This is a genomic window from Microbacterium sp. UBA1097, from assembly GCF_002313585.1.
Taxonomy (GTDB): Bacteria; Actinomycetota; Actinomycetes; order Actinomycetales; family Microbacteriaceae; genus Microbacterium.
Window position 1 is genome coordinate 43,236 of sequence record NZ_DCBW01000010.1, and the last position, 19,102, is coordinate 62,337.

General features: G+C 67.8%; 19 protein-coding genes. All 19 read right to left on the reverse strand.

Annotation, left to right across the window (positions count from 1 at the left end; translation table 11 throughout):
- Positions 1 to 30: 30 nt before the first annotated feature.
- A complete protein-coding gene (locus B4F19_RS02610) occupies positions 31 to 618 on the reverse strand; it encodes a Trp biosynthesis-associated membrane protein (protein WP_228178709.1) in 588 nt (195 codons plus the stop codon).
- Positions 615 to 974: a phosphoribosyl-AMP cyclohydrolase gene (hisI, locus tag B4F19_RS02615; protein WP_228178710.1), complete on the reverse strand. Its 360-nt coding sequence runs from the start codon at positions 972 to 974 to the stop codon at positions 615 to 617. The genes B4F19_RS02610 and hisI overlap by 4 nt, the downstream gene beginning before the upstream one ends.
- Complete coding sequence (gene hisF, locus B4F19_RS02620) at positions 971 to 1,735, reverse strand: imidazole glycerol phosphate synthase subunit HisF (protein ID WP_228178711.1); 765 nt, start codon at positions 1,733 to 1,735, stop codon at positions 971 to 973. Before hisF ends, hisI begins: the two co-directional genes overlap by 4 nt.
- Entirely contained in the window at positions 1,736 to 2,575 is an 840-nt protein-coding gene (hisG, locus tag B4F19_RS02625; RefSeq protein WP_292726638.1) for an ATP phosphoribosyltransferase, read from the reverse strand.
- A gap of 38 nt (positions 2,576 to 2,613) precedes the next feature.
- The gene (locus B4F19_RS02630; protein WP_292732710.1) at positions 2,614 to 2,877 is read right to left on the reverse strand and encodes a phosphoribosyl-ATP diphosphatase; all 264 of its coding nucleotides are present in this window, start codon (positions 2,875 to 2,877) and stop codon (positions 2,614 to 2,616) included.
- Positions 2,878 to 2,911: 34 nt separating this feature from the next.
- The gene (gene rpe / locus B4F19_RS02635) at positions 2,912 to 3,607 is read right to left on the reverse strand and encodes a ribulose-phosphate 3-epimerase (protein ID WP_292732694.1); all 696 of its coding nucleotides are present in this window, start codon (positions 3,605 to 3,607) and stop codon (positions 2,912 to 2,914) included.
- 26 nt (positions 3,608 to 3,633) lie between these two features.
- Positions 3,634 to 5,016: an RsmB/NOP family class I SAM-dependent RNA methyltransferase gene (locus B4F19_RS02640; protein WP_292732696.1), complete on the reverse strand. Its 1,383-nt coding sequence runs from the start codon at positions 5,014 to 5,016 to the stop codon at positions 3,634 to 3,636.
- The gene (gene fmt / locus B4F19_RS02645) at positions 5,013 to 5,981 is read right to left on the reverse strand and encodes a methionyl-tRNA formyltransferase (RefSeq protein ID WP_292726643.1); all 969 of its coding nucleotides are present in this window, start codon (positions 5,979 to 5,981) and stop codon (positions 5,013 to 5,015) included. Before fmt ends, B4F19_RS02640 begins: the two co-directional genes overlap by 4 nt.
- On the reverse strand, positions 5,978 to 7,972 hold the full coding sequence (locus tag B4F19_RS02650; protein WP_292726645.1) for a primosomal protein N': 1,995 nt from the start codon (positions 7,970 to 7,972) through the stop codon (positions 5,978 to 5,980). The genes fmt and B4F19_RS02650 overlap by 4 nt, the downstream gene beginning before the upstream one ends.
- Before the next feature lies 1 nt (position 7,973).
- Positions 7,974 to 9,167, reverse strand: a complete 1,194-nt coding sequence (gene metK / locus B4F19_RS02655) for a methionine adenosyltransferase (protein ID WP_292726647.1) — start codon at positions 9,165 to 9,167, stop codon at positions 7,974 to 7,976.
- A 73-nt stretch (positions 9,168 to 9,240) separates the two neighbouring features.
- Positions 9,241 to 9,495 (reverse strand): DNA-directed RNA polymerase subunit omega, encoded by a 255-nt coding sequence (gene rpoZ, locus B4F19_RS02660; protein WP_267189766.1) that lies wholly within the window; start codon positions 9,493 to 9,495, stop codon positions 9,241 to 9,243.
- 60 nt (positions 9,496 to 9,555) lie between these two features.
- A complete protein-coding gene (gene gmk / locus B4F19_RS02665; RefSeq protein WP_228178723.1) occupies positions 9,556 to 10,464 on the reverse strand; it encodes a guanylate kinase in 909 nt (302 codons plus the stop codon).
- Positions 10,457 to 11,311, reverse strand: a complete 855-nt coding sequence (gene pyrF, locus B4F19_RS02670; RefSeq protein ID WP_292726650.1) for an orotidine-5'-phosphate decarboxylase — start codon at positions 11,309 to 11,311, stop codon at positions 10,457 to 10,459. Before pyrF ends, gmk begins: the two co-directional genes overlap by 8 nt.
- A complete protein-coding gene (gene carB, locus B4F19_RS02675) occupies positions 11,308 to 14,595 on the reverse strand; it encodes a carbamoyl-phosphate synthase large subunit (protein ID WP_292732698.1) in 3,288 nt (1,095 codons plus the stop codon). The genes pyrF and carB overlap by 4 nt, the downstream gene beginning before the upstream one ends.
- The gene (gene carA / locus B4F19_RS02680) at positions 14,588 to 15,745 is read right to left on the reverse strand and encodes a glutamine-hydrolyzing carbamoyl-phosphate synthase small subunit (protein WP_228178728.1); all 1,158 of its coding nucleotides are present in this window, start codon (positions 15,743 to 15,745) and stop codon (positions 14,588 to 14,590) included. The genes carB and carA overlap by 8 nt, the downstream gene beginning before the upstream one ends.
- Entirely contained in the window at positions 15,742 to 16,263 is a 522-nt protein-coding gene (locus B4F19_RS02685; protein WP_228178730.1) for a hypothetical protein, read from the reverse strand. The genes carA and B4F19_RS02685 overlap by 4 nt, the downstream gene beginning before the upstream one ends.
- Positions 16,260 to 17,570, reverse strand: coding sequence for a dihydroorotase (locus B4F19_RS02690; protein ID WP_228178732.1), 1,311 nt, complete (start codon positions 17,568 to 17,570; stop codon positions 16,260 to 16,262). The genes B4F19_RS02685 and B4F19_RS02690 overlap by 4 nt, the downstream gene beginning before the upstream one ends.
- Entirely contained in the window at positions 17,567 to 18,547 is a 981-nt protein-coding gene (locus tag B4F19_RS02695) for an aspartate carbamoyltransferase catalytic subunit (RefSeq protein WP_228178733.1), read from the reverse strand. Before B4F19_RS02695 ends, B4F19_RS02690 begins: the two co-directional genes overlap by 4 nt.
- Complete coding sequence (gene pyrR / locus B4F19_RS02700; RefSeq protein ID WP_228178734.1) at positions 18,544 to 19,074, reverse strand: bifunctional pyr operon transcriptional regulator/uracil phosphoribosyltransferase PyrR; 531 nt, start codon at positions 19,072 to 19,074, stop codon at positions 18,544 to 18,546. The genes B4F19_RS02695 and pyrR overlap by 4 nt, the downstream gene beginning before the upstream one ends.
- Positions 19,075 to 19,102 lie beyond the last annotated feature (28 nt).

Genomic DNA, 19,102 nt, shown 5'->3' on the forward strand with positions numbered 1-19,102 from the left:
GTAGTGCGCGGGCTGTGGCCAGTCTAGCGGTCAGGTGGTGGGGTCCCCGCCACGGGAGAGGTCATCCCACGAGTCGATGGCATCGAGGGGTTCGCCGCTCTGGCGTCGCTCGGCGCGCTCGGCCTGGTACCGTTTCCCACCCTCGGGCCACAGGCGGGCTGTCGCGAGAACCCAGGTCCCGGCGGCAGCCATAATGACGGCCGCGACGAGGGTGATGGCGGGCCAGGCCGTGACGGTGATCCCTGCCACAAGCTCCGCGATCGCGCTCTCGCCGCGGATGCCGGTCACGGCTGCAACTTCGGCTGCGACGGCGTCTACGGGGGCGTTGATGGCGATCGGTGCTGCGAGGACGGCCAGAGTGACCCCGAGGGCGGCCCCGATCAGACCGAACACGGGACGGAGGATCCGACCGACGATGGATAGAGCGGCTCCGAGCGCGAGCGCCGTCAGGCTCAGCGGCGCGAGGAGCACCACCGCGGACGCCCCCGCCACGGCGAGCGGTTCCGCGGCACCGTCTGTCAACGACACGAGGAGCCACGTCTGGGTCGAGGAGATGAGGCCCGTCGCACCAGCGATCAGCAGAGCGACAACTCCGACGAGCCGGGCCCGCGCGATCATGCGTCCCCGTGGGTGACAGCCGGTTCGAGGTCGGTCGTGTCGAAGCAGCTTCGCGTACCGGTGTGGCAGGCTGCACCGATCTGCTCGACTTCGATCAGGAGCGCGTCGCCGTCGCAATCCAGCTTCGCACCGCGCACATACTGCACATGCCCGGACGTATCGCCCTTGCGCCAGTACTCCTGACGCGAGCGCGACCAGAAGGTCACGCGGCCGCTGGTGAGCGTACGCCGCAGCGCTTCAGCATCCATCCATCCGAGCATGAGCACCTCTCCGGTGTCCCACTGCTGGATGATCGCCGGCGCAAGTCCGTCTGGGTTGAAGGAGACTGCCGTGATGCGGTCATCGACATCGGTCACGCTCTCACCTCCACGTTCTCGGCTGCCAGTGCAGACTTGACATCACCGACGGTGAGCTGACCGGAGTGGAAGACACTCGCGGCCAGCACAGCGTCTGCTCCGGCGTGAACGGCCGGCGCGAAATGCTCGACCGATCCCGCACCGCCGGAGGCGATCACCGGTACCGACGAGATCTCGCGCATCAGCGACACGAGCTCCAGATCGAAACCCTCCCGTGTGCCATCGGCGTCGATCGAGTTGACCAGGAGCTCGCCTGCACCTCGATCGATGGCCTCGCGAGCCCATGCCAGCGCATCCAGCGTCGTCTCGGTGCGGCCACCGTGGGTGGTCACGACGAATCCCGAGTCGACCGCTGCGGAGCGCTTCACATCGAGTGAGAGCACGAGGACCTGCGCGCCGAAGCGATCGGCGATCTCGTCGACGAGCCCGGGGCGAGCGATGGCGGCGGAGTTGACCCCGACCTTGTCTGCTCCGACGCCGAGGAGCCGAGCCACGTCGTCGCCCGAGCGTACCCCTCCCCCGACGGTGAGCGGGATGAAGACCTCTTCGGCGGTGCGCTGAACGACGTCGTAGGTTGTCGCGCGCTCGTCGACAGTCGCGGTGACGTCGAGGAACGTAATCTCGTCAGCGCCCTGCCGAAAATACGCCGCGGCAAGTTCGACGGGGTCTCCCATGTCGCGGAGATTCAGGAAGTTGATGCCCTTCACCACCCGCCCGGCGGCGACGTCGAGGCACGGGATGACGCGCGTCGCGACAGCCATCTAGAGCCTCGCCGCGTGGATCTCGGTCACGAGGATGGCGCGAGCGCCGATGCCGTACAGGGCATCCATCACCTGATTGACGCCCTTGCGCGGGCTCATGACGCGTACAGCAACCCACGACGGGTCCCGGAGCGGCGAGATCGTCGGTGATTCGATACCCGGTGCGATCTCGACTGCGCGATCGACGAGGTCCGCCGGGAGGTCGTAGTCGATGAGAACGTATCGGCGGGCAACCATGACGCCGCGCAGACGCCGCAGGAGAGTCTCGGTCCCCTCGACCTCGCGGGGCCCTCCGATCAGGACGGCTTCGGACTCCAAAAGCACCGGGCCGAAGATCTCCAGCCCCGCCTGCTTGAGGGTCGTGCCCGTCGAGACCACATCGGCGACGGCGTCAGCGACGCCCAGGCGCACGGCGGATTCGACCGCGCCGTCAAGCGGAACGAGGTCGACAGCGATCCCGCGCTCGTCAAGGAACGAGTCCACAAGGCCCGGGTAAGCCGTAGCCACGCGCATTCCCTCGAGGTCAGCGAGCTCGGTGAACCTTCCGGGAGGCCCCGCGAAGCGGAAGGTGGAGTCGGCGAAGCCGAGGGACTCGACCTCGCGCGCCGGCATCCTGGCATCCAGCAACAGGTCGCGACCGGTGATCCCGACATCCAGGGCACCCGAGCCGACATACGTCGCGATATCGCGCGGCCGCAGATAGAAGAACTCGACCTCGTTCGCAGGGTCGATGACGTGGAGGTCTTTCGGGTCGCGTCTGCCGGTGTACCCGGCTTCGGTGAGCATGGCGGCAGACGTCTCGGCCAGCGAGCCCTTGTTGGGCACGGCGATTCGGAGCATGGGGGTCTTTCGGGTCGAAGCGGGAGGGGGCGACGGGTTCAGAGATGTCGGTACACGTCCTCGAGCGAAAGACCCTTCGCCAGCATCAACACCTGCAGGTGGTACAACAATTGCGAGATCTCTTCAGCTGCAGCCTCGTCAGACTCGTACTCGGCGGCCATCCACACCTCAGCGGCCTCTTCGACGATCTTCTTGCCGATCGCGTGGATGCCAGCATCGAGCTCTGCGACGGTCCCCGAACCCTCGGGACGGGTCTGCGCCTTCACCGTCAATTCGGCGAACAGCTCTTCGAAGGACTTCACCATGCCAGGGTAGCGAACCGCGCGGCCTGCTCGGTCAGTGCCGATGGGCGTGCGCACCGCGAGAACGCAGCCCTGCGATCGCAGCATCCGGGTCGCCCGCCCCGAACACGGCTGATCCGGCGACGAACGTGTCGGCCCCGGCTGCGGCGGCCTGTTCGATCGTGGACTCCGAGATGCCGCCGTCCACCTGCAACCACACCGCGGAACCGCGGCGGCGGCATTCATCGGCGAGGGTCCGGAGCTTGGGCATCATGTCAGCCATGAAGGACTGACCGCCGAATCCGGGTTCGACGGTCATCACGAGGATCTGGTCGAACTCGTCGAGGATGTCGAAGAGCGGCTCGACCGGTGTAGCCGGCTTCAGTGCGATTCCGGCGCGTGCCCCCATGGACCGCAGTCGGCGCGCCAGAGGCACGGGCTCTGCGGTTGCCTCGGTGTGGAAGGTCACGGATGCCGCGCCGATCTCTGCATAGCCCGGTGCCCAGCGGTCGACATCGTCGATCATGAGGTGCACATCCAGCGGCACGGGCGATGTCGCCTGGATTCGCTCGACCATCTGCGGACCGAACGTGAGGTTGGGGACGAAGTGATTGTCCATCACGTCGACGTGAACGAAGTCGGCGGCGGCGATGCGCTGCAGTTCCGTCTGCATGTTGACGAAGTCGGCGGCGAGGATGCTGGGATTGATGCGCACCGTACTGTCATGCGTCGCGGCGTCGGGGGAACTCACCCGTCCATTATGGGCGAGGGCGCCCGTCAGCCACGTCGTCGCAGGAGTGTGATCGACATCGCGTCGGTGCCGTGCCGGTGGGGCCACAGCTGCGCGCGTCCACCGCCCGAGCCCGGGGTCGCCAGATCCGGAACGTTTCGCGAGACCCGACGCAGCACGCCCCGCGCATCCAGTTCCTCCAGCTCATTGCGGTGCTGGTCCAGCACCGCCGCGACAACATCGCGCGTTTCCGCAAGGTGCGGAGAGCACGTTACGTACGCGACGACACCGCCGGGGCGGAGCCCCGTCACTGCCGCGGACAGCAGCTCGCCCTGGAGTTCTGCGAGCGGCGCGACATCCTGCGGGGACTTTCGCCACCGCGATTCGGGCCGTCGTCGCAGTGCACCGAGGCCCGTGCACGGGGCATCCACGAGGATTCGGTCGTAGGCTGCAGAGCCTGCCCTTTCCCTCCCGTCTTCCTCAGAGACGGGAACCTCGAACGGGATCGGCTCGAGGGACCGGCGAACCAAACCGGCGCGCGTGGATGACACCTCGTTGGCCTCGAGGTCCACAGGGCTCCCGACCTCCCGCGCCTCCAGTGCGCGCGCGGCCAGCAGAGCGGTCTTTCCGCCGGGTCCTGCGCACAGGTCGAGCCAGCGCTCTCCGGGTCGCACGGGGTCGACCTCCGAGAGGACCAGGGCCGCGAGCTGGGATCCCTCGTCCTGGACCCGTAGCGCGCCGCCGGAGGCGGCGACGAGCCTGCCGGGATCGCCCGCCGGTGCGCGGAAGCCGTACGGCGAAAAGGACGTCGGCTCCGACCCTTCGGGGATGGCTGCAAGACCGGGAAGCGCGGTCATCGTTACGCGCGGTGGGTCGTTGTCGGCGGCGAGCAGATCGGTGAGCTCGCCCGCGCGTCCCTCGTCGTCCAGAGCCCGCCGGAGCGCCCGGATCACCCACACCGGGTGGGAGGTGCGCACCGAGAGGCGTTCATCGTCCGATCGGGCAGCCTCCTCGGCGCGGGAGATCCAGGTCGCGGCATCCGCGCCGCCGATTCTGCGCAGAACGGCGTTGACGAAGCCGACAGCGCGCTGCCCCGCGCTTGCCCGCGTGAGCGCAACCGACTCGTTGACTGCAGCGTGCGGCGGGACCCTCGTGGCCAGGAGTTGATGCACGCCGAGACGCAGGATGTCGAGCACGGGCGGGTCGAGAGTCTCGGTCGGACGGTTCGCGGCGACGGCGATGACGGCATCCCAGGTTCCCTGTTGCCGCAGGGTTCCATAGGTCAGCTCCGTCGCGAGCGCTGCGTCCGCAGGACTCAGCTGTGCCCGGGCGATGGCTGTCGGCAGGACGAGATTCGCGTACGCATCGGCGTCATGGACCGCGCGCAGAGTGTCGAACGCGACCCGCCGGGCAGACAGTGCACTGCTCATGCCGTGGCCCCGCTCGCTCCGGGAGACGGCTCGCCGGCGTTGCCAGTGTCGAACTGGAGCTCGCTCAGCCGGGTGCCGCGCCACCAATCTCCGGCATCCATCGCAGGCTTGCCGGCAGGCTGGACACGCTGCAGCGCGATCGGGTGAGTGGCGGTTCCGACGATCACCTGCTTCGCGTGAGATGCCGCCAGTCCGGGGCGCAAGCGCGGTGAGTCGGCGGAGGCCGGGCCGGCGGCGAGGATCTTCAGCCGTGAGCCGTCAGCCGTCGCGAAAGCGCCCGGCTCCGGAGTGACGCCGAAGATCCGCGACACGACCTGTTCCCGAGGCTGCTCCCAGTCGACGCGACCGTCCTCGATCGAGAGCTTCGGTGCGTAGGTCGGCTCGCCTTGTTGCGGGCGGGGCCGAGCGGTGCCGTCTGCGATCTCGCCGACGACCGCCGCGAGCAGCTCGGCGCCGGACTCCGCAAGGGTCGCCAGCAGATCGCCTGCTGTCGCGTCTGCGGGGCGAGGGAAACGAATCTCGCCGAAAATGTCGCCCTCGTCGAGTCCGTGCGTCAGCTGAAAGACGTCGGCTCCCACCTCGGGATCTCCTGCGATGATCGCGTGCTGCACCGGAGCGGCACCCCGCCACCGGGGCAGCACGGAAAAGTGAAGATTGATCCAGCCGTGCCGGGGCGTCGAGAGCAGAGGCTCACGGACCAGTCCGCCATAGGCCACGATCACGCCAAGATCGGGCTGCGCCTCTCGCACCGCCGTGAGCGCTTCCTCATCGAGGCGCGCGGTGCGATGCACTGCAAGGCCCAGTTCGAGGCCGGCAGCGGCCACCGGTGAGGGAGTCAGGACGCGTCGGCGGCCGATTGGTGCATCGGGGCGTGTGATCACGAGAGGCACCTCGTGACCGGCGTCCACGAGGGCGAGAAGCGACGGTACCGCGGGCTGCGGAGTACCAGCGAACACGATTCTCATTGCTGTATCTCCAGGTTCAGGTCGGGCAGGTCCATACGGATGCGTAGGGTGGCGCGCGAGCCACCGCGTGTCCGCGATCGCCGTCCCCGCAGCGCTGAAGCGACAAGAGCCGCGCGCAGGGAGCGCGCGACGTCGGGTCCATCGTGGTAGTCGCAGCGCACGAGCGCGCGCACGTTGTCATCTCGTGAGTCGGTTGCGGGCAGCGGCACGGGCCCGAGGATGTCACCGGCACGCAACCGCGGCACGTCCGTCCTCACGGCGGCCAGCGCGGTCTCCACTGCCGGTCGGGCCCCCTCCAACGCGGCGACACGAACGGCGGGCGGCATGCGAAGCTCCGCGCGCTCGGCCAGTTCCGCGCGCGCGAATGCCGGCTGGGTCCAGGTAGCCAGGGCTCGGCCGAGTGTCCCGGCGACTCCGACCAGGTGCACCGGCGCACCCGGTGCGGCCAAGGCCGCCGCGTTCGACCACCAGCGCAGGCAGTGCTCCGCGATCCGCAGATCGTCGGCGAGCAGCATCCGTTCGCCGTCCAGGAGCAGGACTGCGCGGTATCCGCCCGCGGTTCGGGGCTCTGCCCCCCGGGTCGCGATGACCAGGGCCGGTGCGGCCGGCACGTCGAGGACCTGATGCTCGGCGTCCGAGACGATGACCCGGACGCCGGGAAACGCGCGACCCAGCTCCTCGGCGGTGCGGCGGCTCCCGGAGCCGATAAGCAGAAAGCGTGTGCCCCCGCACGACGCGCAGGTCCAGCCCTCAGCGCGGCGTCCGCACGCGGAGCAGGTGGGTGTCGCCCCTCGCGCTCCGGCCTGGAGCGATCCGCCGCAGGCGCGGCAGCGTGCGGGATGCCGGCAGTCGGCACAGGCGAGCACTGGCGCATAACCGGGACGAGCGACCTGCACCAGAACCGGACCGCTCCGAACTGCCTCGCGCGCGGCGGTGAACGCCGCAGAGGGGACCCGCGCGGTCCCGGTCTCCCCCTCGCGCAGTGGTGTGAGCACCACGCGGGGAGCTGCTGGACGGGCTGCGCGGAGTTCCTCCACCCACCCGATATCGACAAGACGTTGGACGTCGGTGGTGCGGGTGAACCCGGCGAAGATAAGCGCGAACTGTTCCTGCTCTTGCCGGACCAGCGCGGCGTCGCGCGCGTGGACGCCGGGTGAGAGCGGCTCACGCAGAAGCGGATCGCCGTCGTCCCAGACAGCGACAAGCCCGAGGGCGTGGACTGGCGCGTAGACGGCGGATCGGTTGCCGATCACGATCGACGGCGTGGGCTCGAGTACCCGCAGGTACGCGCCGTAGCGGGCGGGGGCGCTTTGAGCTGCATCCGTCCGGATGACTGCCTCACCGAGTCCGTGCGCGATCAGGCCCTGCTCGAGCTGGTCGAGATCTCGGTGGTCGGGCACGACGAGGATGCTGCTGCGTCCTGCCGCCAGCAGCTGCGCGGACGCGGCAGCGAGAACGCCCACCCACCCCGGTGCGGGCGAGCCAGGCGTTACCGGAGTGGTCGGTGCCGTCAGCGCGATGCGAGCACCTCGGGAGAGCGATTCCTCCAAACCGGGGAAGCTTGCAAGCCCTGCTGCCGCCCATTCTGCGGTGGATGCCTGAACCTCGGGAGCGGCCGCCCGTTCGGCGTTCTGCCACGAGCGTTCGGCCCGCACCATCCGTCGCGGCACGACCAGGCGCAGTATGTCGGATGCCGACCCCGCCGACCGGTCGGCGACCTTTCGTGCGAGGTCGTAGAGCCGCCGAGGCAGCACGGGTACCGGAGAGATGACTGACTCGAGCTCCGAGAGGGGGCGGTCAGCGGCGGGTTCATCGTCCAGCTCTACGATGAAGCCGTCAACGATACGGCCAGCCGCACGAAGCGGCACGCGCACGCGGACTCCCTCTCGAGCCTCAGGTGCCAGCTCGTCGGGAATCTCGTAGTCGAAGAGCCGATCCAGTTGTGGCAGCGGGGAATCCAGGAGCACTCGCGCGATGCGCCGAGTGGTCATGTCAGAGACCGGCGGCTGAGCGCAGGTCGTCGACGCGGTCCGTGCGCTCCCAGGTGAAGTCCGCAAGCTCCCGGCCGAAGTGCCCGTAGGCCGCGGTCTGCGCATAGATCGGGCGGAGCAGATCGAGCTGGTCGATGATCGCCTTCGGGCGCAGGTCGAAGACGTCCAGAATCGCCGTCGTGATGATCTCATCGGCCACGTGGGCGGTCCCGAACGTCTCGACGTACAGGCCGACCGGAGCTGCCTTGCCAATGGCGTAGGCGACCTGCACTTCGAGCCGATCAGCGAGTCCTGCAGCCACCGCGTTCTTCGCTACCCACCGCATGGCGTAGGCAGCAGAGCGGTCGACCTTCGAGGGGTCCTTGCCGCTGAACGCTCCGCCGCCGTGACGCGAGGCGCCGCCATAGGTGTCGATGATGATCTTCCGGCCGGTCAGGCCAGCATCCCCCTTCGGGCCGCCGATGACGAACGGGCCCGCCGGGTTGATGTAGTAGGTGACGCCCGAGAGATCGAGTCCGGTGCTCTCCAGAACCGGATCGATGACGACCTCCTGTATCTGGGCGCGCAGGTCCTCTTGCGAGATGTCGGGATGGTGCTGGGTCGAGAGCACCACGGACTCGACGGTGCGCGGGACGGCGCCTTCGAACCCGAGGGTGACCTGCGTCTTGCCATCGGGACGAAGGAACGGCAGCGCACCCGAGCGCCGGGAATCGGCGAGGCGTTCAGCCATGCGGTGCGCCGTCCATGCGGCCATCGGCATCAGCTGCGGCGTCTCGGTCGTCGCATAGCCGAACATGATGCCCTGGTCGCCCGCGCCCTGCTCGTCGCGGGGGTCGGACGATCCGCGTTCACGCTGCTCGAAGGCCTTGTTCACCCCCGAGGCGATGTCTGAGGACTGCGCCCCGATCGAAATGCTCACGCCGCACGAGTCGCCGTCGAAGCCGGTCTCGCTCGAGGTGTATCCGATGCGGTTGACGACGTCGCGAACGATCGCGGGAATCTCGACGTACGCGGAAGTGCTCACCTCACCCGCGACATGCACGAGTCCGGTGGTGACGAGGGTCTCGACCGCGACGCGTCCGCTCGGATCCTCGCTGAGGATCGCGTCGAGGATGCTGTCGGAGATCTGGTCGCAGATCTTGTCGGGGTGACCTTCCGTGACCGATTCGGACGTGAACAGACGCAACGCGGTCATGGAGCTCCCGTCAGTGGTGGACGTCGATCAGTATCGCGACGGCGTACGACACCGACGCGCAAAGAGGTGATCGTCAGTCGATCGGACGGAGGCGAAGCTTGTCTTCGTTGATCTCGTGGAGCGCGATGGTCAGGGGCTTGTCCTCGACGGTCGAGTCGACCAGCGGTCCCACGTTGTCGAAGAGGTTCCCCTCGTGCAGGTCGGAGTAGTAGTCATTGATCTGACGCGCGCGCTTGGCTGCGTAGATCACGAGCTGGTACTTCGAGTCGACCTTCTCGAGAAGGCTGTCGATGGGGGGCTCGATGATGCCCTGGTTGTTCCCGGCCATGGCGGAATCCCTTCGCTGGCGACGGATGTCGGTGAGAGGTCTGTGGCGCCGCTGTCGCGCTCAGCGCGCGGGCGCATTCATCAATTCTACGACCTCGCGCGCCGCAACGGCGACGTCGCCGTTCACGACGCGGTAATCGAACTCGTCTTGGGCCGCCAATTCCACCCGTGCCGTGCGCAGGCGTCGCGAACGTTCCTCCGCGTCCTCCGTGCCTCGACCGACCAGTCGGTTGACCAGTTCGTCCCAGCTGGGCGGAAGGAGGAACACCAGCGTCGCGTCGGGCTGGGCCGCGCGAACCTGTCGCGCGCCCTGCAGATCGATCTCGAGCAGAACTGCTTGACCGCGATCGAGAGCTGCGCGGATCGGTGCGCGCGGGGTGCCGTAACGGTACGCGTTGTGCACGGTAGCCCACTCGAGAAGCTCGCCATCGGCGATGAGCCGATCGAACTCGGCATCGTCGACGAAGTAGTAGTGCTCGCCGTCGCGTTCGCCAGGGCGGGGCGGGCGAGTGGTCGCCGAGACTGACAGGTGGATTTCGGGGTGATGAGCGCGGATGTACTGAGCCACCGTTCCCTTGCCGACAGCTGTCGGCCCCGCGAGCACGACCAGCGCCGACCGGTCAGCGCGTGGGCGCGGCTCGGGTACACGGTCATCGAGGAACGCGCGCAGGGCCTGCTGCTGTCGGCGGCCAAGCCCGCCGAGCCGCTTCACCGGGGAGATCTGAAGACGCTCGAGAATTCTGTCCCGCTTTCCGACGCCGATTGCGGGGATCGCGGTGAGGAACTCGGTGACACGCATGGCGCCGGCCGGTGAATGCGGAGCCGCAAGCGCTCGGCTGAGCAACTCCTGGGGGCTGATCACACGAGTGGCGACATCCTGCTTCAGCGAGGCACGCTCCCGTCGCGCGGCGACGGCACGCTGCGATGCTGCGACGCGGTCGACGTCGGGAGGGGCGGGGCGCTCAGTCATGGCTGGTTCGCGGATACAGGGCCGCACGCTCCTCGATGCGCGTCTCCAGGCGGTCCGGTCCGACAGCGAGGATGCTTCGGCTCTCGGACGCGACGACGTTGGTTGCCACATACCCGAACAGCCGCGTCAGATCGGCGGGCTGCGCCCCCTGCGCACCGAAGCCGGGAGCCAGGATGGGCGTTCCGGCGAGGATGACGTCGCGGAGTCCGAAGGCTGCACGGTCGACGGTTGCTCCGACGACCAGCCCCGCCGAACCGAGTGCGCCGGGTAGGCCGATGTTGAGGGAACCGATCTCGCGCGCCACCCGGGCCGCGACGCTCTCGTCGCCGGGAGCCGAGTCATCTCGGGTGAGAGCGGTCTGTACCGGAAGGCCCTCGGGATTGCTGGTCGCAGCGAGAACGAATACGCCCTTCTCTCGGCGGATCGCCGTCGTGATGGTGGCGTAGAGCGAGTCGGGACCCAGGTACGGGCTCAGCGTCACGGCGTCAGCCTCGAGCGGAGATCCGGGCTCGAGCCACGCGGCGGCATAACCGTCCATCGTCGTGCCGATGTCTCCGCGCTTGGCATCGGCGATCACGATCAACCCAGCGCTCCGGGCCGCTGCCAAGATGTCCTCCAGGGCCGCGAATCCCGCCGAGCCGTAGCGCTCGAAGAACGCGACCTGAGGCTTCACGACACCCACGCGACCCGCGCACGCCTCCACCACACGGAGCCCGAACCGGCGCGCTCCGTCAGCGGTGGCATCCAACCCCCACGACTCCAACAGGCTCGCATGCGGGTCGATACCCACACACAGCGGACCGAACCGGCCTAGCGAGTCCCACAGTCGAGCGCCGAACGACCTCACGCGCGCTCAGCCCTCTCGATCGCGTAGTCCTGCAGGCTCTTGACCTCGAAGCCTTCGCGAAGCACCGGGAAGGCACTCACCGCGGCGCCGAGGACCGCCATGGTCGTGAACAGAGCCTTGTCGCCGGCCACAGCGGCGGCACGGATCTCGTATCCATCGGCCCGGGCCATCCCGCCGCTTGGGGTGTTGACCACGATGTCGATGCGTCCCTCGTTGATGAGATCCACGACGTTGGTCTCACCCGAGGCTTGCGTCGCGGAGTACTTGTTCACGACTTCGACGGCGATCCCGTTGCGGGCGAGGATCTCGGCGGTGCCCTCGGTGGCGAGCAGCTCGAATCCGAGCTCCTGCAGCCGGTGGGCGGGGAGGATCACCGCGCGCTTGTCGGCATCCGACACCGAGATGAAGACGGTTCCCGACAGCGGCAGTCCGCCGTATGCAGCGGCCTGGCTCTTCGCGAAAGCCGTCGGAAAGTCGCGGTCGATGCCCATGACCTCGCCGGTAGAGCGCATCTCGGGCCCGAGGACAGAGTCGACGATCTGACCGTCCTTGGTGCGGAAGCGCTTGAAGGGCAGCACGGCTTCCTTGACGGCAACCGGGGCGTCCAGCGGCACACGAGAGCCATCGGATGCCGGCAGCAGCCCCTCGGCGATGAGATCGGCGATCGACGTGCCTGCCATGATGCGGCTGGCCGCCTTCGCGAGCGGGATGCCCAGGGCCTTCGATACGAAGGGAACGGTGCGGCTTGCGCGGGGGTTCGCCTCGATGACGTAGAGCACACCGGCACTGATCGCGAACTGGACGTTGAGGAGGCCCCGGACGCCGACACCGGACGCGATGGCGAGGGTCGCTTCGCGAACGCGATCGATCTCGGTGCGTCCTAGCGAGACCGGTGGCAGGGTGCAGCTGGAGTCGCCGGAGTGGATACCGGCCTCCTCGAGGTGTTCCATCACGCCACCGATGTAGAGCTGGTGGCCGTCGTAGAGCGCGTCGACGTCGATCTCGATGGCATCGTCGAGGAACCGATCGACCAGGAGCGGCATCCCGGGGCCGATGATGGCCTGGTCGGCGATGCGCACGAAGTAGTCGCGCAAGCTGGCGGTGTCGTACACGATCTCCATGCCGCGTCCTCCGAGAACGAAGCTCGGACGAACGAGCACGGGATACCCGATGTCTTCGGCGACGGCAACCGCGCCCTCGACGTCGACGGCGGTGCCGTGGCGCGGTGCGACGAGACCCGCATCAGCCAGGATGCCGCTGAACAGGCTCCGCTCCTCTGCAAGGTCGATCGCGGCCGGGCTCGTGCCGAGGATCGTATAGCCGGCTGCCTCGATGCCCTTGGCCAGCCCCAGCGGGGTCTGCCCGCCGAGCTGGCAGACGACGCCGAGGATCGTGCCCGAGCGCGCCTCGGCGTGCAGCACCTCCAGAACGTCTTCGAGCGTGAGCGGTTCGAAGTAGAGCCGGTCGGAGGTGTCGTAGTCGGTCGACACCGTCTCGGGGTTGCAGTTGACCATGATCGTCTCGAAGCCCGCGTCGCTGAGAGCGAACGAGGCGTGCACGCACGAGTAGTCGAACTCGACGCCCTGACCGATACGGTTCGGTCCCGAGCCGATGATCACGACCTTGGTGCGCTCCGACGGCGTGACCTCGGTCTCAGCGTCATAGCTGGAGTAGTGGTACGGGGTGAGCGCGGGGAACTCGCCGGCGCAGGTGTCGACCGTCTTGTATACGGGCCGGATATCGAGACCGTGGCGGATGCCGCGCGCTTCGGTTTCGGTGATCCCCCGCAACTCAGCGATCTGCGCGTCGCTGAAGCCGTGCTCCTTGGCGATCCGCAGTGTTTCGGCATCCAACTCCCCCGCTGCGGCGATGAATGCCGCGACCTCGTTGATGAGCACGATCTGATCGAGGAACCAGGGGTCCATCGCTGTCGCCTCGAACGCCTGCTCAACGGTCGCGCCCTTGCGGAGGGCCTGCTGGAGGACGACGATACGACCGTCGGTGGGTGTCCGAGCGATCTCGAGCAGCTCCTGGACGCTGCGTTCTTCTGGGCCCCAGTGAAAGCTCGAGCCGCGCTTCTCGAGCGATCGAAGGGCCTTCTGCAAGGCCGTCGCGTAGTTACGGCCGATCGCCATGGCCTCGCCGACGGACTTCATGGTTGTCGTGAGCGTGGTGTCGGCGGCCGGGAACTTCTCGAAGTTGAAGCGCGGCACCTTCACGACGACGTAGTCGAGCGTCGGCTCGAAGCTTGCCGGAGTGACCTTGGTGATGTCGTTGGGGATCTCATCGAGCCGGTAGCCGATGGCGAGCTTGGCGGCGATCTTCGCGATCGGGAAGCCGGTGGCCTTCGACGCCAGCGCCGACGAGCGCGACACGCGGGGGTTCATCTCGATGACGATGATTCGTCCGCTGGCGGGATCGACGGCGAACTGGATGTTGCAGCCGCCGGTGTCGACGCCGACCGCACGGATGATGTCGATGCCGATATCGCGCAGCCGCTGGTACTCGCGGTCGGTGAGGGTCAGCGCCGGCGCAACGGTGATCGAGTCGCCGGTGTGGACGCCGACGGGGTCGACGTTCTCGATCGAGCACACGACCACCGTGTTGTCGGCGGTGTCGCGCATCAGTTCGAGCTCGTACTCCTTCCAACCCAGGATCGACTCCTCGAGCAGCACTTCGTGGGTCGGCGAGTCGTGCAGGCCGGCACCGGCGATGCGGCGCAGGTCTGCCTCGGTGTACGCGAAGCCCGACCCCAGTCCCCCCATCGTGAACGACGGCCGAACGACGAGCGGATAGCCGAGCTCCTCGGCACCCGCGAGCACTTCATCCATCGTGTGACAGATGCGGCTGGCAGCGACATCCGCGCCGGCTTCGATCACGAGCTCCTTGAAGACCTGGCGGTCCTCACCCTTGCGGATCGCGTCCACCTTCGCGCCGATGAGCTCGACGTCGTACTTCTCGAGGATGCCGCGGTCGTGCAGCGCCATGGCGGCGTTGAGTGCCGTCTGACCGCCGAGCGTCGGCAGAATCGCGTCGGGCTTCTCCTTCGCGATGATCGTCTCGATGACTTCGGGGGTGATCGGTTCGATGTAGGTCGCGTCGGCGAAGTCGGGGTCGGTCATGATCGTGGCGGGGTTGGAATTGACCAGGATCACCCGCACGCCTTCGGCGCGGAGTACGCGGCAGGCTTGGGTACCGGAGTAGTCGAACTCGCAGGCCTGGCCGATGACGATCGGGCCGGAGCCGATGACCAGGACGGAGCGGATGTCGTCGCGCTTAGGCATTCGCTTCTTTCGTGCTGAGGTTCGCGCGAACAAGCTCGGCGAACCGGTCGAACAGGTAGTTGGCGTCGTGTGGGCCGGCGGCGGCCTCGGGGTGGTACTGGACCGAGAAGGCCGGGATGTCCAGGGCGCGAAGGCCCTCGACGACCCGGTCGTTGAGCCCGATGTGGCTCACCTCGACGCGCCCGTAACCCTGGGGACTGTCGAACGGTTCATCCAAGGGTGCGTCGACGGCGAAGCCGTGGTTGTGGGCGGTGATCTCGACGCGGCCGGTCTGCTTGTCCAGGACCGGCTGGTTGATGCCCCGATGACCGAACGGCAGTTTGTAGGTGTCGAGGCCGAGGGCGCGGCCGAGCAGCTGGTTGCCGAAGCAGATGCCGAAGAACGGAACCCGATCATCGAGCACGGATCGCAGGAGCGAGACGTGATCCGCAGAGGCCGATGGGTCACCCGGGCCGTTCGAATAGAAGACCCCGACCGGGTCGATCGCGCGGATGTCGTCGATCGTGGCATCCTGCGGCAGCACGTGGACGTCGAACCCACGGGCGGCGAGGTTCTCGATCGTCGCCTTCTTGATACCGAGGTCGATGACCGCGAGAGACCCGAGCCTCTCCCCCGTCGCCGGGGTGATCTCCGCGGCCGTCACCGAGACGGATGCCGAGAGGTTCTGGCCGGCCATCAGCGGCGCTTCCCGCACCAGGCGTAGCTGTTCCTCGGCGTCCAGGGATGCAGCGTCTCCGGAGAAGACGCCACCGCGCATCGACCCGACCGACCGGATGTGACGGGTAACCGCGCGGGTATCGATTCCGCTGATCCCCACGATGCCGTCGCGTTCGAGTGCTTCGTCGAGGGATTCATCGGCTCGCCAGTTCGACACGACGCGCGAGGGATCGCGGACGATGTAGCCGGCGACCCAGATCCGGCGCGACTCGGGGTCCTCGTCGTTCATTCCCGTATTGCCGATGTGGGGCGCGGTCTGCAGCACGATCTGACCCGCGTAGGACGGGTCTGTGAGGGTCTCCTGGTAGCCGGTCATGCCGGTCGCGAAGACGACCTCGCCCAGAGTCACGCCGCGCGCCCCATAGGCGCGCCCACGGAATCGGGTTCCGTCCTCGAGGACGAGCACGGCGGGATCGGTGGTGAACAAGCTCATTCGGAATCTCCGGTTGCGGTGGAGGGGTCGGTGGCATCGGCGAGCGGCGCGAGGGCGTCGGCCAGCTGTCTGGCCGAGGTGTCGCGGGGGCGAAGGTAGGTGTCGACGACCACGCCGGTGTCGGCGAGCCAGCTCAGACGCACGAGGCCGTCCTTCTCGACGACACGATCGATCGTGAGGGTGGCCTGTGTGACGGCGGTGATCCTGTCAGCCGGGATGGTGATTCGCGGCTGGTTGGTCAGGTCCAGCGCGACAGCGGCATCCGTCACGGTGACAGTCACCGGTGATCGGAAACCGAGGCCCGGGGCAGCGATCCGTTCCAGCGGAGCATCGTGGACCGTGGTCGCGACGTAGAGCGCGTCTATCGTCTCGCGGGGTACGTCCGCAGCGTTCAGCTCGGCTGGCTGGATGAGGGGGGTCCGATCGCGACGGGCACGTCGCACCCAGCCCCAGGCGGCGAGTCCCAGCAGCACCACGGCCACCGCGACCATCACGAGGACGGCGGCCTCGCGGGTCATGACACCACCCCCGGCGTCTCGAGAAGAGCTCCGTCAGCCACGGTCACGGTGCCCCGGTTGATCGTCCAGCGGATCTCGCCAGGCAGTTCTTCGCCGAGGTAGGGCGAGTTACGGCTGCGCCCGCGAAGATCATCGACCGAGAAGGTGGTTTTCGGCGCCGGGTCGTAGAGCGTGAACGATGCCGGGTTGCCCGCCGCCACGGGAGTGCCGTGCCCGCTGAGGCTCCCGATCCGCGCCGGCGCTGCCGACATCGCGCGCGCGACATCCGTCCACGTCATCCGACCGGTGTCGACCATCGTCCTGTGCACGACACGGAGGGCGCTTTCCAGACCGACCATCCCGTGGGATGCCGCCTGCCATTCACACGCCTTTGTCTCGCTCGGGTGCGGCGCATGGTCGGTTGCCACGATGTCGATCGTTCCGTCGGCAAGGCCTTCGCGCACGGCTTCGACATCCTCGGCGGTGCGAAGGGGCGGGTTGACCTTGAACCGCGCGTCATAGCCGCGAACGCGATCCTCGGTGAGCAGCAGGTGGTGCGGGGTCACCTCGGCAGTGACATCGATTCCGCGTTTCTTGGCCCAGCGGATGATGTCGACAGACCCCGCCGTCGAGAGGTGACAGACGTGCAGGCGCGACCCGACGTGCTCTGCCAGCAGCACGTCCCGGGCGATGATGGCCTCCTCGGCGACAGCCGGCCATCCCGCCAGGCCGAGTTCGGCCGAGACCACACCCTCGTTCATCTGCGCGCCTTCGGTCAAGCGCGGGTCTTGCGCGTGCTGGGCGATGACGCCGCCGAATGCCTTGACGTACTCGAGGGCGCGCCTCATGATCACGGGATCCCAGACGCAGAACCCGTCGTCGCTGAACACACGGACCCGGGCCCGGGAGGTAGCCATGGCGCCGAGCTCCGCGAGCCGCTCTCCCTTCTGGCCGACGGTGACGGCCCCGATGGGCTGGACGGTGACGTAGCCGGCGGCCTCGCCGAGTGCCAGCTCCTGTTCGACAACTCCGGCGGTGTCGGCAACCGGGGACGTGTTGGGCATCGTGAAGACCGTGGTGAAGCCTCCGGCAGCTGCTGCGCGCGAACCGGTGAAGATCGTTTCGGATGCCTCGAAGCCCGGCTCGCGGAAGTGCACGTGAAGGTCGACCAGTCCGGGAAGTGCGATGAGGCCCGACGCGTCGATCACGCGCGCGCCGGGCTTGTCCAGCGCGGAGCCTGTCTCGACGATCATGCCGTCTTGCACGAGCAGATCTGTGCGGGTGCCGTCCACGAGCTCGGCGCCGCGAACCAGGAGGACCTCGGTCATGCTCGTTCCTCCCCTGTCGTTGTCGTCGCTGTGGTTGTCGTCGAACCCGCCAGCAGCAGGTAGAGCACCGCCATCCTGACCGACACGCCGTTGGCTACCTGTTCCAGGACTGTCGATTGAGCCGAGTCGGCGGCTTCGGCGGAGATTTCGAGCCCACGATTCATGGGGCCCGGGTGCATCACAATGCTATCGGCGCCGAGGGCCGCGAGCCGCCGTGCGTCAAAGCCCCAGCGCCTCGCGTACTCCCGCTCGCTCGGGAAATGCGCTGCGTTCATGCGCTCCAGCTGGATGCGCAGCAGCATCAGCACGTCGGGAGCTGCTGCTATAGCTTCGTCGAGGTCGTAGATGACGTGAGCGGGCCAGGCCGATACATCCTGCGGCACGAGCGTCGGCGGAGCGACGAGGGTAACGTGCGCTCCCAGCGTGTGCAGCAGCCACATGTTCGAGCGCGCCACGCGGGAATGGAGCACATCGCCCACGATCGCGACCCGGGTGCCGGCGAGATCCCGGCCACGACTGTCATCGCCGTAGAGACGCTTGCGCATCGTAAACGCGTCGAGCAGCGCCTGCGTGGGATGCTCGTGGGTTCCGTCGCCGGCGTTCACGACGCCCGCACTGATCCAGCCGCTCGTGGCGAGGGTGTGCGGCGCGCCGGATGCTCCGTGGCGGATGACGACGGCATCCGCGCCCATCGCTTGGAGCGTCTGTGCGGTGTCCTGCAGGGACTCGCCTTTCGAGACCGACGAGCCCTTGGCTGCGAAGTTGATGACATCGGCTGACAGGCGCTTGGCAGCCGCCTCGAAGGATATGCGAGTGCGAGTCGAGTCCTCGAAGAAGAGGTTCACGACGGTCTTGCCGCGCAGGGTCGGCAGCTTCTTGACCTCTCGGCGTTGCGTGTCCGACATGTCTTCGGCGGTGTCGAGGATACGAAGCGCGTCGGCCCGGCTGAGGGTCGCTGTGTCGAGCAGGTGTCTCATGATCGGATGCTCACCTCGTCCTCGCCGTCGATCTCGCGAAGGCGGACCGCCACGTGCTCCGATCTGGAGCTCGGCAGGTTTTTGCCCACGAAGTCCGGCCGGATCGGCAGCTCGCGGTGTCCGCGGTCCACGAGGATCGCGAGGCGCACTGCTGCTGGCCTGCCGATGTCTTGCAGGGCATCGAGCGCTGCGCGGATGCTCCGCCCCGAAAAGAGCACGTCGTCGACGAGCACGACGGTCTTCCCGTCGATGCCCGAGTCCGGGATGCGTGTGGGGTGGGGCGTCCGCGTCGGATTGCGGTGCAGGTCGTCGCGGTACATCGTGACGTCGAGTGAGCCGACGGGCACCGCTTGGCCGGTGAAGCCGCTGATCAGCGCAGCGATGCGCTCTGCCAGCGGCACGCCGCGGGTCGGGATGCCGAGGAGGACGAGCTCGCCGGCACCGCGATTGGATTCGATGATCTCGTGAGAGATTCTCGTCAGAGCGCGTGAGATGTCGGCATCCTGCATGACTGCGCGGGTGCTCATCGTCGCTCCCTTCTCCGCCTCACAGGAC

Excerpts from the sequence above, each read along its gene's own strand:
- B4F19_RS02610 (WP_228178709.1), bottom strand. The coding sequence starts at position 618 with ATGATCGCGCGGGCCCGGCTCGTCGGAGTTGTCGCTCTGCTGATCGCT.
- hisF (WP_228178711.1), bottom strand. The coding sequence starts at position 1,735 with ATGGCTGTCGCGACGCGCGTCATCCCGTGCCTCGACGTCGCCGCCGGG.
- hisG (WP_292726638.1), bottom strand. The coding sequence starts at position 2,575 with ATGCTCCGAATCGCCGTGCCCAACAAGGGCTCGCTGGCCGAGACGTCT.
- B4F19_RS02640 (WP_292732696.1), bottom strand. The coding sequence starts at position 5,016 with ATGAGCAGTGCACTGTCTGCCCGGCGGGTCGCGTTCGACACTCTGCGC.
- fmt (WP_292726643.1), bottom strand. The coding sequence starts at position 5,981 with ATGAGAATCGTGTTCGCTGGTACTCCGCAGCCCGCGGTACCGTCGCTT.
- B4F19_RS02650 (WP_292726645.1), bottom strand. The coding sequence starts at position 7,972 with ATGACCACTCGGCGCATCGCGCGAGTGCTCCTGGATTCCCCGCTGCCA.
- metK (WP_292726647.1), bottom strand. The coding sequence starts at position 9,167 with ATGACCGCGTTGCGTCTGTTCACGTCCGAATCGGTCACGGAAGGTCAC.
- rpoZ (WP_267189766.1), bottom strand. The coding sequence starts at position 9,495 with ATGGCCGGGAACAACCAGGGCATCATCGAGCCCCCCATCGACAGCCTT.
- gmk (WP_228178723.1), bottom strand. The coding sequence starts at position 10,464 with ATGACTGAGCGCCCCGCCCCTCCCGACGTCGACCGCGTCGCAGCATCG.
- carB (WP_292732698.1), bottom strand. The coding sequence starts at position 14,595 with ATGCCTAAGCGCGACGACATCCGCTCCGTCCTGGTCATCGGCTCCGGC.
- carA (WP_228178728.1), bottom strand. The coding sequence starts at position 15,745 with ATGAGCTTGTTCACCACCGATCCCGCCGTGCTCGTCCTCGAGGACGGA.
- B4F19_RS02685 (WP_228178730.1), bottom strand. The coding sequence starts at position 16,263 with ATGACCCGCGAGGCCGCCGTCCTCGTGATGGTCGCGGTGGCCGTGGTG.
- B4F19_RS02690 (WP_228178732.1), bottom strand. The coding sequence starts at position 17,570 with ATGACCGAGGTCCTCCTGGTTCGCGGCGCCGAGCTCGTGGACGGCACC.
- B4F19_RS02695 (WP_228178733.1), bottom strand. The coding sequence starts at position 18,547 with ATGAGACACCTGCTCGACACAGCGACCCTCAGCCGGGCCGACGCGCTT.
- pyrR (WP_228178734.1), bottom strand. The coding sequence starts at position 19,074 with ATGAGCACCCGCGCAGTCATGCAGGATGCCGACATCTCACGCGCTCTG.